Genomic DNA, 15,665 nt, shown 5'->3' on the forward strand with positions numbered 1-15,665 from the left:
CCGCCATGCAGACGCTCCCGGAGCCGTCCGTGGTCGGCCGGTTGATGGCGGTGCTGCGGCGCGAGCCGGTGCTGTTCGTCACCCTGGCCTACGTGCTGGTCTCGTTCATGGGCATCTGGTCGAGCTACTGGTTCTACCGCGGCCTGGGCCTGCCGATCCTCGACTACCTGCAGGGCAGCGACCTGTTCATCGCCGGCCTGCGCCGGCCCGATTACGCCCTGCTGCTCGCGCTCCCGCTGGCCATCCTCTGGGTCTCGGCTTTGCCGCTGGCCTGGGCCGAGCGCAACCCGGTGCGGACCGAGGAACTGCGGGCCCGGCGCTGGTGGGGGCGCTGGCTGTTTCCCGAGCGGCGCAGCTGGCTGGGCCTGTGGGGAATCCGGACCGACACGCTGCTGGCGATCAGCATGCTCGGCATGTCGATGTACATGCTCTATTCGCGCAACGACGCACTGGCCGAGCGCATCGTCGCCGGTGCGCCGCACGGCCAGCCGGTCCGACTGACCCTGGCCGGCGCCAGCGCGCCGCTGCCCGGCGACGCGCAGCTGCTGGGCACCACCAGCGCCTTCGTGCTGGTGTGGTGGGCGCAGCCTGGCCGGATCGAGGCGCTGCCGACCGCCAACATCGCCCGGATCGAGTCGGCTCCGGCCGACGCGCCTGCCGCTGCGCCCGGCGTGGCGCCTGTGCCGCCAGCCGCCGCCGCGCCGGCCGGTGAGCCTCCATCTGGCGAGGCGACACCGTGATGGGCGCGCCCGTGTCCACCCGCGCGGCCATCTCCACCCGCCGTCTGGCTCTGCTGCTGGGCGGCCTGGCGATGTTCGGGCCGTTCTCGATCGACACCATCTTCCCGGCCTTCCCGCAGATGGCCGGGCAGTTCGCCGCCGACAAGGTGGCGATGCAGCAGACGATCAGCGTCTATCTGCTGGCCTACGCGCTGATGAGCATCGTGCACGGCCCGCTGTCGGATGCGATCGGCCGGCGCAAGGTGATCCTGGCCGGACTGGTGGTCTTCATCCTCGCCTCGGTCGGCTGTGCGCTCGCCACCGACCTGCCGACCCTGCTGGCGATGCGTGCGGTGCAGGGGCTGTCGGCCGGCGTCGGCCTGATCGTCGGCCGCGCGGTGATCCGCGACGTGCTGCAGGGCAGCGACGCGCAGCGGCTGATGAGCCAGGTCTCGATGATCTTCGGCATCGCCCCGGCGATCGCGCCGATCATCGGCGGCTGGATGCTGGGCCTGGGCCGCTGGCCGCTGATCTTCTGGTTCCTGGCCGGGTTCTCGCTGCTGCTGCTGGCCGCGACCTGGCGCTGGCTGCCCGAGACGCATCCGGTGGACGTGCGGATGCCGTTCAAGGTGAAGCGCCTGGCCCGCGACTACGTGGCCATCGGCACCAATCCGCGCTTCCTGCGGCTGGCTGCCGCCGGTGCGCTCGGCTTTGCCGGCCTGTTCCTCTACATCGCCTCGGCACCGGCCTTCGTGATGGAACTGCTGGGCCTGGGCGAGCGCGAGTTCGCCTGGCTGTTCATTCCCACCATCGGCGGCATGACCATCGGCGCGTTCGTGTCCGGCCGCGTCGCCGGGCGCTGGGCGCCGGCGCGCCAGGTCGGCGTGGGCTACGCCTGCATGGGCGTGGCGGCGCTCTGCAATGTCGCCTACACCGGGCTGGCACCCACGCTGTCGGTGCCGTGGGCGGTGCTGCCGATGAGCCTTGCGGCGTTCGGCGTGGCCCTGGTGTTCCCGGTGCTGACCCTGGCGATCCTGGACATGTATCCGCGCCAGCGCGGCTCGTCGTCCTCGCTGCAGGCCTTCCTGCAGCTGGTGCTCAACTCGGCCATCGCCGGCCTGCTGTCGCCGCTGCTGAGCCACCACGGCCTGCATCTGGCCTTGGCCATGCTCGGCTTCGTGCTGGCCGGCTGGCTGGTGTGGCGCTGGGAAGCCCGCCTGGCGCGCCGCTTCCCGCCGCCGCCATCCTCGCCCACGCTGGAACCCGGCGAACAGCTCTGACTTTTTCTGGAGAAGACCCCCGCATGTCGATCAATTCCAAGGCCCGCCGCGACGCGCGCAAGCGCCAGGCCCTCCGCGAGCGCAACAAGGTGCACGGTGGCAATCCGTCGCCGATCGAGCCGCATGCCGAACTGCGCGATACCGAGGGCAACCTGCTGGCCGGCGTGGTGCGCCAGTCCGGTGTCTGGGTGCTGGGCATGGACGGCCGCATCGCCGGCAGTTCCGACAGTGCGGCGCAGATGCTGATGCTGATGCGGCGTGCGCAGCGCCTGCACGACGACAAGGGCATCCCGGTGAAGCTGGTGTTCTCGGATGCGCTGCGCGACGACGCGGAGATGGAAGCGGCCGCGCTGGGCCTGTCGCTGGAGGCCTACGAGCAGCAGCTGGAAGCGGAGATGGCCGCGGCCCGCCCGGCAGCGGCAGCCGAGGCAACCGACGAAGGCACCGACGAGGGCCAGGACGAGGACGACGGCAAGCCGGGCGCGGTGCATTGAACCGTCGGCCGCGTGCTGCCACGGGCCGCTGCGGCGGCGCCTGGCTCGGCCCTGGCCTGGTCGTGCTGCTGGGCGCCTGGCCACTGGCGGCGACGCCATCGCCTGTGCCTGCCGCGCAGGTCGACACCGGCGCGGCACCCGCACCGCACGCGCCGCTGGCGGATGCCGAGGCCCGGGTCGACCCGGCCTCCGGCCATGGCAGGCCGCTGCCGCCGCCGTCTGGGCTGCCGGCGAGCGTGCCGACCCGGGCCAGCGTGATCCTCCTCGTCGGCCTGGATCCCTACGGCGACGTGGTCAACGTGATGATCGAGCGCTCCAGCCGCATCCGCCAGTACGACCGGGCGGCGATCGAGTACGCGCAGACCCTGCGTTACCAGCCGCAGGTGCTGAACGGCATGCCGGTGGCCTCGCGGCTGCGGGTGCAGGTGGAGTTCTCCGGCGACGCGCACAGCGCGGACTGACACGGCATGGCGTCCTGGGCGCGCGGCGCCTGGGCACCGTCGACACGCACGAGGCCGGCGGATGCCGGCCTCGTGGATGACGCGAGCGTGGTGGATCAGCCCTGGGCGGGGCTGGCCGGCGGGGCGGCCGGCGCGGTGGCGGTGGCCTGCCAGCCGCACTGCTTGCCCTGGTTCTGCTGCTTGAGCCACTCCTGCAGCGGCGCGAAGTACTCGAGCACGGCGCCGCCATCGATCTGCTCGCTGCCGGTCAGCTCCTTCAGCGTGGCCTGCCAGGGCTGGCTGGCGCCGCGGGCGAGCATGGCCTGGAACTTCTCGCCGGCCTCCTTGTTGCCGTAGAAGCTGCATTCGTACAACGGGCCGGTGTGGCCGGAGGCCTCGCACAGCGACTTGTAGAACTGGAACTGCAGCACGTGCGACAGGAAGTAGCGCGTGTACGGGGTGTTGCCCGGCACGTGGTACTTGGCGCCGGCGTCGAAGAACTCCTCGCCGCGCGCGCTCACCGGCGCCACGCCCTGGTAGCGCGCCTTCAGCTCCCACCAGGCCTGGTTGTAGCGGTCCGGCTTGATCGACCCGTCGAACACGCCCCAGCGCCAGCGGTCGATCATCAGGCCGAACGGCATGAACGCGACCTTGGCCAGGGCCATGCGCATCTGGTTGTTGATCACCGCCTCGTGGCTTTCGGTCGGGGTGTCGACCAGGCCGATCGAACTCAGGTACTTCGGCGTCATCGCCAGCACGATGGTATCGCCGATGGCCTCGTGGAAGCCGTCGTTGGCGCCGCCCTGGAAGATCGGCGGCTGCACGTTGTAGGCCAGGTCGTAATAGATGTGGCCCAGCTCGTGGTAGATGGTGGTGAAGTCTTCCTCGTTGGGCTTGATGCACATCTTGGTGCGCACGTCGCCGGCCATGTTCATGTCCCAGGCACTGGCGTGGCAGACCACGTCGCGGTCCAGCGGCTTGATGAACTGGCTGTTGGTCCAGTAGCTGTCGGGCAGCTTGGGCATGCCCAGCGAGGTGTAGAAGTCCTGGGCGCGTTCGGTCATCTGCCTGGCGATCAGCAGCTGGGCCTCGCGCTCGGCCTCGAACTTCGCCTGCACGGTCGCGCCGGCGCCGCGCTTGGCCAGCGCCGCGGTCAGGTCCTGCTGGTACTGCTTCTCCAGCGCGCCGCTGATGTCCAGGCTGCCAGCGTTCTGGTAGGGCTGCAGGATGTCCCACAGGTTGCCCCAGTCCTGCTGCCACATGTTGCCGAGCAGGTGCGCCGGCAGCAGGCCGCCGCTGACCTGGCCGCGCTCGACGCCATAGGTCTGCTCGAGCTTGTCGCGGGTGTAGCAGTGCAGCTGCTCGTACAGCGGCTTGACCTGGTCCCACAGCCGGTCGGTTTCGGCCGCGATCTGCTCTGGCGGCATGTCGTAGCCGCTGCGCCACATCACGCCGGTATCGGCGTAGCCCAGTTCCTTCGCGCCTTCGTTGACCAGTTCCGCAAAGCGCACGTAGTCCTGGCGGATCGGCTGGGCGATGGTGTGCCAGCCCTGCCAGGCGTCCAGCTGCGCGTCGTAATCGCGGCTGCTGCGCAGCACGTCTTCGAGCTGGCCGAGCTGGCGGCAGTTCCTGGCCTCGCCTTCGCCGGTGCAGTAGCTGCCGGCGCCGTAGGTGCCTTCCATCTTCGCGGCCAGGGTGGTCAGTTCGCTCAGCTTGGCCGGGTCCTTCGGTGCCGGCATCGCGGTCATCAGCTTGAGCATGGCGATGGCGCGCGCGCTGTCGGCGCTCATCGGCTGGCCTTCGAACTTCCTGGCTTCCTCGATCCAGGCGTTGAGCTGGGTCAGGGCGCGTTCGTTGCTCTTGGCCGCCACGCGCTGGCTGTCGTCGTTGATGTAGGTCGAGGACAGCCACTGCGCCGAGGTCATCTCGGGGAAGGAGGCGCGGAACTCCTCGTTGATCCGGGCGACGAACTGGTCGGCGGTCTCGCCGGTGGCGGCGGCCCCGGCCGCCGGCGCCGTTTCCGGCGTGGGTTCCTTCTTGCAGGCGGACAGCGACAGCAGGCCCGCACCGATGGCGAGCGACAGCAGCAGGTGGCGATGGTTCACGAGACGTCCCCGGTGGAATGCAGTGCGGGCAGGCTAGTGGGGCCGCCGCTGGCCTGCAAGTGGAGCGGGGCAGGGCGTCTCAGGCGGCCGGTGCGCACCCCGCGAACAGGTCCCGGTCGCGCTGGTAGAGGCCGGTGTGGATGCGCAGCAGGCCCAGTACCGAGGAGAACAGGTCGTCGTGATCGGCGCGCCGGGTGGCCCGCTCGCGCAGGCAGGCCAGGTCGAGCCCGCGGTCGGCGGCGAACCCGGCCGAGAACCACATCACCATCGGGACCTGGGTTTGTTCGCGCGGCGCGATCGCATACGGGATGCCGTGCAGGTAGAGGCCGTTCTCGCCCAGCGACTCGCCGTGGTCGGACACGTACAGCAGCGCGGTGTCGTAGTCGTCCATCGCGGCGAGGGTGCGGATCGCGGACGCCAGCAGATGGTCGGTGTAGAGCAGCGCATCGTCGTAGCTGTTGACGATCCGGCTGCGGTCGCAGCGGCCGAGGTCGTCGCTGTCGCAGGTCGGCACGAAGCGGCGGAACGCCGCCGGGTAGCGTTCGTGATACCCCGGGCCGTGGTTGCCCAGCTGGTGCAGGACCACGACCCGGTCGCCCGGACGCGCGCGCGCACGCGCCGGCAGATCCTGCAGCAGGATTCCGTCCAGGCAGCGTCCACCGGCGCACAGGGCCGGATCACGGGCCTCGTCCAGGCGCTCGATCGCCAGTCCGTCGCAGACGCCCTTGCAGCCGGACTGGTTGTCGCGCCACAGCGTCGACAGGCCGGCATGCTCGATCACGTGCAGCAGCGACTGGTGGCCGCGGATCCTGGCCTCGTCGTAGGCATGCCGCCCCCATGGAGAGAACATGCAGGGCAGCGACACCTCGGTGGCGGTGCCGCAGGCGTGCATGTCGCTGAAGTTGATCACGCCGGCCGCGGCCAGTTCCGGCGTCGTCTGGCGGCGATAGCCGTTCAACCCCCAGTTCGCCGCCCGCGCGGTTTCGCCGACCACGATGACCAGCAGGCGCGGCCGCGCCGTCGCCGCACGTGGCGCGGCGATGGCGTCCTCGCCGATCGGCAGCCTGGCCTGGTGGGCGACGCTGCCGCTGCGCAGCGCACGCGGCAGGCCGACCAGCACGTTGGCCGGCGTGACCAGGTAGCGGATCCCGCGCTGGTTGCGCAACAGCGATGCCAGGTCCTGCGACGCCAGCAGGGCGCCGCAGGCCAGCGCTGCGAGCGCGACCACCAGCAGTGCGCCGCGCCGCAGCAGCGCCCGCCGCCAGCCGATCCTGCGCAGTCGCACCCGCCACAGCAGCACGCCCGGCACCAGCGCCAGCACCAGCAGTGGCGGCAGCAATGCCGCCGACAGCAGTTCGCTCGACTCCTTGCGGTCGGTGGCCAGTACGTTGCGCAGCATGTCCGCGTCCAGGTACAGGTGGTAGCGGCCCATGTAGTGGCTGGCCAGCGCCGCGATCACCAGCAGCGCGCCGATCAGCGGCTTGGCATTCCAGCGCCACGCCAGCAGGCCGAGCAGCAGGACGTGCACGCCGGGCACGATCAGCGCCAGGCCGACGGCCAGGCGCAGATTGCCCGGGTGCGCGACCATCGCACTGCGCCAGAACAGGCCATTGCAGGCGACAGTGAAGAACAGCGCGGCCACCAGGATCAGGCCTTCGGTGGACAGCTGCGGCTGCCATCGTCCGGCGACCGACAGCCACCGCCGCAGGGACGGAACGGAGGGGCCGGCGAACGGCCAGGTGCTCATGCCTGCGTCTCCGCCGTGTGGCCGCTGGCGGACGCGTGCCCGGACGTGGCCCCGCGCATGCCCAGGTACAGCGCCAGCGAGACCAGCCAGCAGATCGCCAGCGACCAGACGTCGTGCGAGAGAAAGTGCGCGCCACGCAGCTGCTGCGCCAGTCCGAATGCCAGGCCCGCGATCAGGCCGATGCCCATCCCCCACCAGCGCCAATGCGGCCGGTACAGCAGCGCGGCGAAGTACAGGGCCACCCAGGCATAGCCGGCGCCGGCGTGGCCGGCGGGGAAACAGGCGCCGGGTGCCGCAGCGGCATCCGCCAGCCGGGCCGTCGCGTACGCACCGCCGTAGCGGGCGATGTCCCACGGGCAGTGCACGCCGCTGGCGTGCTTGAGCAACGCGATCGTCGTGCTGGACAGCGCGACGGCCAGCAGCAGACAGGCCAGTGCGCGGCGAAGCGGCGCCGCGACGGGGTGCAGCCAGGTGCGCAGGAGGGCGAGCGCCACCAGCAGCCAGGCCAGCGTGCTCAGCAGCCGGCCGCCGCGGTGCAGCACCTGCTCGGTGATCCACGCATGGCGCAGCATCCAGTGACCGCCCTCCAGTCGGAACAGCGCGTCGGCCAGCCACTGGTCCAGTTGCAGGCCGATCAGGAGCGCGCTGGCCAGTGCCAGTCCCGCCAGCGGCAGTCCGGCATGCAGGACGAGGAAGCGACGTTGCAGACGGCCCTGGGGACGGGCGGTCAGGGGACGCAGGGCGGGCGGCGGCGGGAGCATATCGGTCGGCAGGGCGGGCGGCGTGGCGCGATGCTCGACGTGGCGCTGTCGGAAGCCGGTCGGAGCGCCGTTGCCGATGCGTTAGTCCGCGGGCGCGGTTCAGTCCCGTCGCCGTTGGACGCTGTCCGGACCGCGACGGGTTGGCCCGGATATCGGCGTTGCCGTGGCGAGCCGGTCGGCGTACGGGCGGCCGGGGTGGCCGGAGATTCGTGCGCGGCGTGGCGCACCGGCCGTGGCGGTGTCGCCGGACGAGGCGACGGCAGCATGCGGCTGCGTCACCCGATGGAGGTTGTTCTGAGGCACGGCCATGCACATGCATGCGCCGGCCGATGGTCCAGCTGGAGATCGTGCATGGATGCGCGCCGGGCGTGCGCGGGATGGCGCGTCACCGGCGCTGGTGACGCGCAACGGCCGGTCCGAGCGGTCGCTGCCGGCGCCCGCATCCGCCAGCGTGGACGATCAGGGCAGGGCGCGTGTCCGGCCGGATGCGCACGCCGCGAGCCCGCCGGCCAACGGTGCGCGATGCGATCGACGCGCCTCACCTCACTCCGCGGATCAGGCCCGCAGGGATGGATGTGCATGTATCCCCGCGTCGCCACGGGCCCTGTACCATCGCGCGGGCGGCCTTGTGCCACGGGCAACCCGCGTTCGCACAGCCAGGCACGCGCATCGTCCGCGTCCTGCTCGAACCGCGCCTATCTGGTTTGCGGGTGCCATGATGCTTGACGCGTCGCCACGCGCCCGTGCAATGCCACGCACTCGGCTTTACGCGACAGGCAACCCGCGTTCGATGAGCCAGGCACGCGCGTCATCGGCGTCCTGCTCGAACCACGCTCTCGTCGACCCCAGCCGGTACGTGTAGCCCCAGGCATCCATGTCGGCCATCAGCCGCACGCTGCCGACGCCGGGCAGGCGCCCGGCCAGCACGATCTGCAGGTAGCAGGTCGCATCCTCTTCGGGCACCGAGTCGGTGGCATCGGTATGCACCAGCGCACGCCGCTCCGGCGGCAGCACGATCAGGTGGCAGGCTTCGTGCAGCAGCGAATGCACCGGCGTATCGCCGCGCGCATAGACGGTGCTGGCGATGATCCCGGCCTCGGGCTCGCCCCAGTAGCTGCCGGGAATCGCGGCACCGTCCTCGACCATCACCAGCTGCAGGCCATGAGCGGCCAGCAGCGCGGCGGCGTCGCCCACGGCGATGTCCTGCAGGCGGGTGACGGCCGGTGCGGATGCGGGCGCAGAGGTATCCATGCAGGACGACCGGGCCGCGTGCGCGGCCCGGAGCGGGCATCAGTCGCTGCCCGGGCCGTCCGGCAGCGCGACCGAGATGTCGAGCACGTCGTGCTCGCCGTCCTTGACCAGGTCGACCTTGACCGCGTCGGCGTCGATGTTGACGTACTTCTTGATCACTTCGAGCAGCTCGCGCTGCAGCAGCGGCAGGTAATCCGGGCCGCCACGCTGGTTGCGCTCCTGCGCGATGATGATCTGCAGCCGGTTCTTGGCGGTCTCGGCCGTGGTCTTCTTCGCCTTGAGGAAGTCGAACAGTCCCATGCTCAACCTCCGAACAGCTTGCTGAAGAAGCCCTTCTTCTCAAGGGTGGTGAAACGCAGCGGACGCTCCTCGCCGAGCAGGCGCGCGACCGCATCCTCGTAGGCCTGGCCGGCCTCCGAGTCGGCGTCCAGGATCACCGGCTCGCCCTTGTTGGAGGCGTTGAGCACGGCGCCCGATTCGGGGATCACGCCGACCGCCTTCAGCCCCAGCACTTCCTCGACATCGCCGATCGACAGCATCTCGCCGCCTTCGACGCGGGCCGGGCTGTAGCGGGTGAGCAGCAGGAACGCCGGCACGCCGCCCTGGTCGCCCTCGGCCTTCTGGGTCTTGGAGTCGAGCAGGCCGATGATGCGGTCCGAGTCGCGCACCGAGGACACTTCCGGATTGACCACGACCACCGCCTTGTCGGCGAAGTACATGGCCAGGAACGCGCCCTTCTCGATGCCGGCCGGGGAGTCGCAGATGATGTAGTCGAACCCGTCGGCGGCCAGGTCCTTCAGGACCTTCTCCACGCCTTCCCGGGTCAGCGCGTCCTTGTCGCGGGTCTGCGAGGCGGCCAGCACGTACAGGCTGTCGAAGCGCTTGTCCTTGATCAGCGCCTGCTTGAGGGTCGCCTCGCCGTGGACCACGTTGACGAAGTCGTACACCACGCGGCGTTCGCAGCCCATGATCAGGTCGAGGTTGCGCAGGCCGACGTCGAAGTCGATGACCGCGACCTTCTTGCCGCGTTTGGCCAGGCCGCAGGCGATGCTGGCGCTGGACGTGGTCTTGCCCACGCCGCCCTTGCCGGAAGTGACTACGATGATTTCAGCCAATGGAACTCTCCTCGCGCTGCATGCAGTGGGGCGCGCGCCTGGCGGGGGCCGGCGCGCGGGGATCAATCGAGTGCGGCCAGTTTGAGCTGGTCGTTTTCAAGCCAGACCTGCACGGCCTTGCCGCGCAGGTTTTCCGGGATATCGTCCAGCACCTTGTAGTGGCCGGCAATGGCCACCAGTTCGGCCTGGAAATCGCGGCAGAAGATGCGGGCGTTCTGGTTGCCGTTGGCGCCCGCCAGGGCGCGCCCGCGCAGGCTGCCGTAGATGTGGATCGAGCCGTCCGCGATGACCTCGGCGCCGGCGCCGACCGTGGACAGGGCGGTCAGGTCGCAGTCCTGCGCGTACAGCTGCTGGCCGGAGCGGACCGCGGTCTTCTGCATCCGGCCCGGCTGGCGCGGCGCCTCGGCCGGGCGTGGGGCGGCGGCGCGGGGCGCCGGTGCAGGCTCGGGCGCACGCGGCGCGGGGGCGGCGGCCGGGGGCGCGTCGCTGCGCTCGTACTGGGCGCGGAACTTGGCCAGCACCGGCAGGCCGAGCTGCTCGGCCAGGGCGTCGTTGTCGCGGGTGCCGTAGGCCAGCGCGATCGGCAGCACCCCGGCGGCGCGCAGGCCCTCGATCAGCGCCTGGGCGGTGGCCAGGTCCGGCGTCTGCGACAGACCGCCGAAATCGACGATCACCGCCGCACGCCCGAACAGCTTGGGCGCGCGCTCGACCCGCTCGCGCATCTCGCGGGTCAGCTGCCCGACATCCAGGGTGCGGATCCGCAGGTTGGCGATGCCGACCTGGCCGATCTTCAGTTCGCCTGCCTGCTCGTAGTCGTTCGTCGTCGCCAGCGCCACGTCAGCTCCCGGTGACACGGGCGGTGCCGGCGGACTGACGGCGGGGACGGCCGACCCAGGGCAGGTCGGGCAGGGCATCGCCGTAGGTCTCGCGGACCCAGGCGTAGCTGCAGAGTTCCTTCATCATCATGCTGGCGCGGACATCGACATCGGGCATCACGTTCTGGCCCACCTCGTGGAAGCCGAAGCTGCCATGGAACAGCAGCGCCGGGTCGGCGCCATGGTCGAGGAAGACCTCGCAGCACAGGTGGGGATAACGCAGTTCGGCATAGCTCTGGACATCGGCATAGAAGGCGCGACCGACGCCGCCGCCGCGACGGCGGCTGGCGATCACGATACGGTCGATATAGAAGAAGTCGGGATAGCGCTGGCTGAACCAGTCGAAATTGCTGGACTGGTGGCCGCTGCCGCTGCCGAATCCGACCAGGAAGCCGGTCAGGTTGCCGTCGCGCTCGGCGATGCGGAAGTACTCGGCTTCCTCGAAGAAGCCGTGCAGCTTGTCCTGGTCCAGCGGCAGGATCGCGTCGCCGGCGTTGTTGTTCAGGGCCAGGACCGCGTCCAGTTCGTGTTCGCGCACGTCGCGGATGACGATGGACATGGTTCTGTGGCCTCCGTGGGTGGCGAATCGGCGGTCGTGGGCGACCGGCCGCGGATTATCGCATAGAGCGTGCGCCGGGCCGGACGCCGGTCTTCCGGTTCGGTGACGGCGGTCAGGCATGACTTCCGTCCCGCGACGCGACCGCCCGGCGCGGCCGTAAGATGCCGCATGTTCGGACGCTTCAGCCATACCCGCCTGCTCCGCTACGCCGGCCTGTTCACCTGGGCGATGGTGGGCGTGCCGCTGGTCTATTCCCAGTACGTGCCGGCCTACGGCATCGAGGATCTCGAGCTGGCCGCCGAAGGGCTGCGCCCGGCCTGGCTGTTCTCCTGCTACCTGGGCTTCGGCCTGTGCTACTGGTGGCTGACCCGCGGCCTCGGCCACGGCCGGGCCAGCTGGCACGACCGCGGCCTGCTGCTGGTGCTGACCCTGTTTGCGCTGTCGGTGAGCTATTTCAACGGCTCCGGGCTGGGCAGCATCCTGCTGATGGTCGCCGCCGGGGTGATCCCGTGGCTGCTGCCGGCCGCCTCGGGCGTGCTGCTGCTGCTGCTGAGCCAGCTGGCGGTGCTGCCGATCTACTACGGCGTGTTCCGGATGCCGTTGTTCGAGGCGCTGATGCAGTCGCTGCTGTACGGCGGCTTCTCGATGTTCATCTACGTGACCAGTCTGGTCGCCAAACAGCAGGCCCAGGCCCGCGACGAGCAGCGCCGGCTCAACGCCGAGCTGCGCGCCACCCGCGCGCTGCTGGCCGAGAGCGCCCGGGTCAACGAACGCACCCGCATCTCGCGCGAACTGCACGACCTGCTCGGCCACCACCTGACCGCGCTCAGCCTGAACCTGGAAGTGGCCGGCCACATGACCGAGGGCCGCGCCCAGGAGCACGTGCGCCAGGCCCATACCCTGGCCAAGCTGCTGCTGACCGACGTGCGCGAGGCCGTCAGCCAGCTGCGCGACAGCGGCGGCATCGACCTGGAGGCCGCGCTGCGCCCGCTGGCCGACCACGTGCCGGCGCTGGACATCGACCTGCAGGTCGAATCGCCGCTGGCGATCGACGACCCCGAGCGTGCCCACGTGGTCCTGCGCTGCACCCAGGAAATCATCACCAACGCGGTCCGCCATGCCGGTGCGCGCCGGCTGTGGATCCGCGTCCACCGTGCCGAAGGCGCCATCGTGCTCGACGCCCGCGACGACGGGCAGGGCGCCGACGGGGTGGTGCCCGGAAACGGCCTGCGCGGCATGCGCGAGCGCGTCCAGCAGTGCGGTGGCACGCTGGACATCCAGACCCGGAGCGGCGCGGGCTTCCAGCTGCGCCTGTCCATTCCCGTCATCAGCCCGGCCCGGATGGCCGTCGAAGGAGTACACGCATGATCCGAGTCTGCCTGGTCGACGATCAGACCCTGGTGCGCCAGGGCATCCGCTCGCTGCTGGCGCTCGATGGTGGCATCGAGGTGGTGGCCGAAGCCGCCGACGGCCGCCAGGCCGTCGACATGATTCCCGAGGTGAAGCCTGACGTGGTCCTGATGGACATGCGGATGCCGGCGATGTCGGGGCTGGAGGCGCTGCAGGTGCTCTCCCGGCAGAACCAGCTGCCGCCGACGATCATCCTGACCACTTTCGACGACGACCAGCTGGTGCTGGCCGGACTGAAGGCCGGTGCCAAGGGCTACCTGCTCAAGGACGTGTCGCTGGAGCAGCTGGTCGGCGCGATCCGCACCGTGGCCGATGGGGGCTCGCTGGTCCAGCCGGCGGTGACCCAGCGCCTGCTGTCGGGGCTGGAGCACATGCGCAACGAGTTCGTCAGCCTCGATCGCCCCGATCCGCTGACCGACCGCGAGACCGAGATCCTGCGGTTGATGGCATCGGGCTTCTCCAACAAGGAGATCGCCAATTCGCTGGGCGTGGCCGAGGGCACGATCAAGAACCACGTGTCCAACATCCTGTCCAAGCTCGGCGTCCGCGACCGCACCCGCGCCGTGCTCAAGGCCTTCGAGTTGCAGCTGGTCTGAAGGGACAGGATGGTCCGGGCCGGTGCAGCGCACCGGCCGTTCGATGACGCGCGCGGCATGCCGCGCAGTCCGCGCCCTCTCACCCAGCCGCCGCAGCGCGGCGGGCGTTCGCGACCGCGCGAGGCGGTGCCTCGCATGCAGCGGCCGCTCACCCTGTCCAGGCCCGGTGTCCGCGACCGCACCCGCGCCGTGCTCAAGGCCTTCGAGTTGCAGCTGGTCTGAAGGGACAGGATGGTCCGGGCCGGTGCAGCGCACCGGCCGTTCGATGACGCGCGCGGCATGCCGCGCAGTCCGCGCCCTCTCACCCAGCCGCCGCAGCGCGGCGGGCGTTCGCGACCGCGCGAGGCGGTGCCTCGCATGCAGCGGCCGCTCACCCTGTCCAAGCCCGGTGTTCGCGACCGCACCCGCGCGGTGCTCAAGGCCTTCGAGCTGCAGCTGGTCTGAAGGGACAGGATGGTCCGGGCCGGTGCAGCGCACCGGCCGTGCAGCACACCGCCCGTTTGACGGTCTTCATGCATGCGCCGACGCGCAACCGCGCTGCGCAAGCCGGCGCGGCGCAATGCGCTGGCGTGTGGCCCGTCCAACAATGGGCACGTCACGCCGTCGATGCGATGGGGCCGCGGTATCCCGTGCTTTCACTGGCGGGCCGCCTGCCGCCATGATGCGGCGGTGCGCGGCATCACCAGGCGTGGGTCCAGGGCGGCGATGCGCCTGTCCCGGGACAGCCAACCCACGGATTTTTGTAAGAATTCCGTTTGTTCAAAGCCATGCAGGGATGAACGGTGCCCCAATCCCGCGAAGCCTGCTAGGATTCGCGTTTCGCATTGCCCAACCTTGCCGTGGAATCGGCCCCGGAGACTCCTGAATGACCCGCATTATCGAGTTCCTGATCGCCTTGGGGATCGTGGCTGTCCTGTTCCTGGTCGTCGGCATCGTGCTGCCGTCCAAGCGCCATATCTCCGAAAGCGTCGAGACCAACCGCCGCATGACCATCGTGTACGACACGGTGAACAACCTGCGCCGCTTCAAGGACTGGAACCCGCTGGTGCTGCGTGATCCGAAGGTCCAGCTCAACGTCTCGGGCGCCGAGTCCGGCGTCGGTGCGCGTCTGGACTACAGCTCCGAGCTCGGCCAGATCGGCAAGGGCAGCTGGGAGATCACCGAGAGCGTTCCGAACGAAAAGGTCGTGATCAAGATCGACGACGAGAGCAAGGGCGACAACAAGGTCACCCAGTTCCTGCTCGAGGCGACCGGCAAGAACAACCGCAACGTCAAGATCACCCAGACCTACGACGTCGAGTACGGCTTCAACCTGTTCGGCCGTTATGCCGGCCTGTACGTCAACCGCCACATCGGCGACGACCTGAAGCTGGGCCTGGCGCGCATGACCACCATGCTGGCCAGCGTGCCGAACTTCGACTACCGCAATCCGGACGTGCCGCTGGTCGACCTGAAGATCGTCGACGTGCCGGCCGAGGACCTGCTGGTCGTCAACGCGGGCAACATCGACCGCACCAACGACGCGATCAAGCAGTCGATCCAGAACAACCAGGAATGGATCAAGCGCACGCTCGAGGCCAGCAACCTGGAAGCCGCTGGTCCGGTGCGCATCATCACCACCGATTTCGGCGCCGAGAAGTACGCGTTCGACGTGGCCCTGCCGGTCCGCCGCAAGGGCACCGGTCCGGCTGCCGAGCCGACCCCGGCTGCTGCCGAGGGCGATGCCGCCGAAGGCGAGCAGAAGCCGGCCGCGTCGATCAACGCGCCGCTGGTCGCCGCCGAAGGCGAGCCGCTGAACGTGACCATCCCGGCCGGTGCCCCGGTCGAGTACGTGCGTACCCAGCCGCGCCGCGCCGCGTTCGCGTCCTACACCGGCTTCATGGCCGAGCTGGATGCCGTGCGCAACGCCGTCCGTGCCTGGGCGACCACCAACGGCTACGAAGTCGCCGACCGTCCGTACGAAGCCTGGAAGGGCGGCGTGGACAACGCCTTCACCGCCGAAGGCCAGTACGACATTTACTGGGCCGTCAAGTAAGTCGCCGCAGGCGTGGGCCCTGGCCCACGCGCGCGGAACACCCGGACAGCGCCGCGCAAGCGGCGCTGTTCGTTTGTGGCGTCCTCCATTTTCCGGGTCCGACGCTGGCGGGGGATGTCGTCCGGCCGGGGCTGGAATCACCGGTGCGCTGGAGCCCATGCGGTGGGTGGACCATGGCATGCCGCCGCCCGCGCACGATCGCCCCCGGGCCGGGAAGCGGGGTCACCGGCGATTGCCGGTTTTTCATCGCGTCGGGGACTTCCGGCGCAGGTCCGCGC

At 70.1% G+C, this 15,665-nt stretch carries 15 protein-coding genes and 2 pseudogenes; 9 read left to right on the forward strand and 8 right to left on the reverse strand.

Going from position 1 to position 15,665, the window contains the following annotated elements:
* The first annotated feature begins 5 nt into the window (after positions 1-5).
* The 4 genes from IB242_RS08085 to IB242_RS08100 are packed head-to-tail and all read left to right on the forward strand — an operon-like array spanning position 6 to position 2,954.
* Positions 6-740 carry a hypothetical protein gene (locus IB242_RS08085; RefSeq protein WP_192277995.1) on the forward strand — a complete coding sequence of 245 codons (735 nt, stop codon included), beginning with the start codon at positions 6-8 and terminating at the stop codon, positions 738-740.
* On the forward strand, positions 740-1,999 hold the full coding sequence (locus IB242_RS08090) for a multidrug effflux MFS transporter (RefSeq protein WP_192277997.1): 1,260 nt from the start codon (positions 740-742) through the stop codon (positions 1,997-1,999). The genes IB242_RS08085 and IB242_RS08090 overlap by 1 nt, the downstream gene beginning before the upstream one ends.
* Before the next feature lie 23 nt (positions 2,000-2,022).
* A complete protein-coding gene (locus IB242_RS08095) occupies positions 2,023-2,493 on the forward strand; it encodes a hypothetical protein (protein WP_192277999.1) in 471 nt (156 codons plus the stop codon).
* A complete protein-coding gene (locus IB242_RS08100) occupies positions 2,490-2,954 on the forward strand; it encodes an energy transducer TonB (protein ID WP_192278001.1) in 465 nt (154 codons plus the stop codon). Before IB242_RS08095 ends, IB242_RS08100 begins: the two co-directional genes overlap by 4 nt.
* Positions 2,955-3,049: 95 nt before the next feature.
* Here IB242_RS08100 and IB242_RS08105 read toward each other — a convergent pair whose 3' ends face one another.
* The 8 genes from IB242_RS08105 to IB242_RS08140 all read right to left on the reverse strand — a co-directional run bounded on the left by IB242_RS08105 (position 3,050) and on the right by IB242_RS08140 (position 11,346).
* Complete coding sequence (locus IB242_RS08105; RefSeq protein WP_192278002.1) at positions 3,050-5,038, reverse strand: M2 family metallopeptidase; 1,989 nt, start codon at positions 5,036-5,038, stop codon at positions 3,050-3,052.
* 79 nt (positions 5,039-5,117) lie between these two features.
* Complete coding sequence (locus IB242_RS08110) at positions 5,118-6,785, reverse strand: phosphoethanolamine--lipid A transferase (RefSeq protein ID WP_192278004.1); 1,668 nt, start codon at positions 6,783-6,785, stop codon at positions 5,118-5,120.
* The gene (locus IB242_RS08115; RefSeq protein WP_192278006.1) at positions 6,782-7,546 is read right to left on the reverse strand and encodes a phosphatase PAP2 family protein; all 765 of its coding nucleotides are present in this window, start codon (positions 7,544-7,546) and stop codon (positions 6,782-6,784) included. Before IB242_RS08115 ends, IB242_RS08110 begins: the two co-directional genes overlap by 4 nt.
* 765 nt (positions 7,547-8,311) lie before the next feature.
* On the reverse strand, positions 8,312-8,797 hold the full coding sequence (locus IB242_RS08120) for a hypothetical protein (RefSeq protein ID WP_192278008.1): 486 nt from the start codon (positions 8,795-8,797) through the stop codon (positions 8,312-8,314).
* Positions 8,798-8,836: 39 nt separating this feature from the next.
* Entirely contained in the window at positions 8,837-9,097 is a 261-nt protein-coding gene (minE, locus tag IB242_RS08125) for a cell division topological specificity factor MinE (protein WP_192278010.1), read from the reverse strand.
* 2 nt (positions 9,098-9,099) lie between these two features.
* The gene (minD, locus tag IB242_RS08130; protein ID WP_192278012.1) at positions 9,100-9,912 is read right to left on the reverse strand and encodes a septum site-determining protein MinD; all 813 of its coding nucleotides are present in this window, start codon (positions 9,910-9,912) and stop codon (positions 9,100-9,102) included.
* Positions 9,913-9,974: 62 nt separating this feature from the next.
* Positions 9,975-10,742 carry a septum site-determining protein MinC gene (gene minC, locus IB242_RS08135; RefSeq protein WP_225540421.1) on the reverse strand — a complete coding sequence of 256 codons (768 nt, stop codon included), beginning with the start codon at positions 10,740-10,742 and terminating at the stop codon, positions 9,975-9,977.
* A gap of 7 nt (positions 10,743-10,749) precedes the next feature.
* The gene (locus IB242_RS08140) at positions 10,750-11,346 is read right to left on the reverse strand and encodes a GNAT family N-acetyltransferase (protein WP_192278016.1); all 597 of its coding nucleotides are present in this window, start codon (positions 11,344-11,346) and stop codon (positions 10,750-10,752) included.
* A 168-nt stretch (positions 11,347-11,514) separates the two neighbouring features.
* Here IB242_RS08140 and IB242_RS08145 point away from each other — a divergent pair, with 168 nt between their 5' ends.
* The 5 genes and pseudogenes from IB242_RS08145 (at position 11,515) to IB242_RS08165 (ending at position 15,387) form a co-directional block, all read left to right on the forward strand.
* Entirely contained in the window at positions 11,515-12,714 is a 1,200-nt protein-coding gene (locus IB242_RS08145) for a sensor histidine kinase (protein ID WP_192278018.1), read from the forward strand.
* Positions 12,711-13,352 carry a response regulator transcription factor gene (locus tag IB242_RS08150; RefSeq protein WP_192278020.1) on the forward strand — a complete coding sequence of 214 codons (642 nt, stop codon included), beginning with the start codon at positions 12,711-12,713 and terminating at the stop codon, positions 13,350-13,352. The genes IB242_RS08145 and IB242_RS08150 overlap by 4 nt, the downstream gene beginning before the upstream one ends.
* A gap of 153 nt (positions 13,353-13,505) precedes the next feature.
* Positions 13,506-13,574, forward strand: a pseudogene (locus IB242_RS20435) (DNA-binding response regulator); the annotation flags it as partial.
* A 153-nt stretch (positions 13,575-13,727) separates the two neighbouring features.
* Positions 13,728-13,796: pseudogene (locus IB242_RS20440) on the forward strand (DNA-binding response regulator); the annotation flags it as partial.
* Between the two features lie 421 nt (positions 13,797-14,217).
* Positions 14,218-15,387, forward strand: coding sequence for a polyketide cyclase (locus tag IB242_RS08165; RefSeq protein WP_192278026.1), 1,170 nt, complete (start codon positions 14,218-14,220; stop codon positions 15,385-15,387).
* The last annotated feature ends 278 nt before the right edge of the window (positions 15,388-15,665 follow it).

This window comes from Xanthomonas sp. XNM01 (assembly GCF_014851915.1).
Lineage (GTDB): Bacteria > Pseudomonadota > Gammaproteobacteria > Xanthomonadales > Xanthomonadaceae > Pseudoxanthomonas.

Excerpts from the sequence above, each read along its gene's own strand:
- IB242_RS08090 (WP_192277997.1), top strand. The coding sequence starts at position 740 with ATGGGCGCGCCCGTGTCCACCCGCGCGGCCATCTCCACCCGCCGTCTG.
- IB242_RS08165 (WP_192278026.1), top strand. The coding sequence starts at position 14,218 with ATGACCCGCATTATCGAGTTCCTGATCGCCTTGGGGATCGTGGCTGTC.
- IB242_RS08085 (WP_192277995.1), top strand. The coding sequence starts at position 6 with ATGCAGACGCTCCCGGAGCCGTCCGTGGTCGGCCGGTTGATGGCGGTG.
- IB242_RS08110 (WP_192278004.1), bottom strand. The coding sequence starts at position 6,785 with ATGAGCACCTGGCCGTTCGCCGGCCCCTCCGTTCCGTCCCTGCGGCGG.
- IB242_RS08115 (WP_192278006.1), bottom strand. The coding sequence starts at position 7,546 with ATGCTCCCGCCGCCGCCCGCCCTGCGTCCCCTGACCGCCCGTCCCCAG.
- IB242_RS08140 (WP_192278016.1), bottom strand. The coding sequence starts at position 11,346 with ATGTCCATCGTCATCCGCGACGTGCGCGAACACGAACTGGACGCGGTC.
- IB242_RS08150 (WP_192278020.1), top strand. The coding sequence starts at position 12,711 with ATGATCCGAGTCTGCCTGGTCGACGATCAGACCCTGGTGCGCCAGGGC.
- IB242_RS08145 (WP_192278018.1), top strand. The coding sequence starts at position 11,515 with ATGTTCGGACGCTTCAGCCATACCCGCCTGCTCCGCTACGCCGGCCTG.
- IB242_RS08095 (WP_192277999.1), top strand. The coding sequence starts at position 2,023 with ATGTCGATCAATTCCAAGGCCCGCCGCGACGCGCGCAAGCGCCAGGCC.
- minE (WP_192278010.1), bottom strand. The coding sequence starts at position 9,097 with ATGGGACTGTTCGACTTCCTCAAGGCGAAGAAGACCACGGCCGAGACC.
- IB242_RS08120 (WP_192278008.1), bottom strand. The coding sequence starts at position 8,797 with ATGGATACCTCTGCGCCCGCATCCGCACCGGCCGTCACCCGCCTGCAG.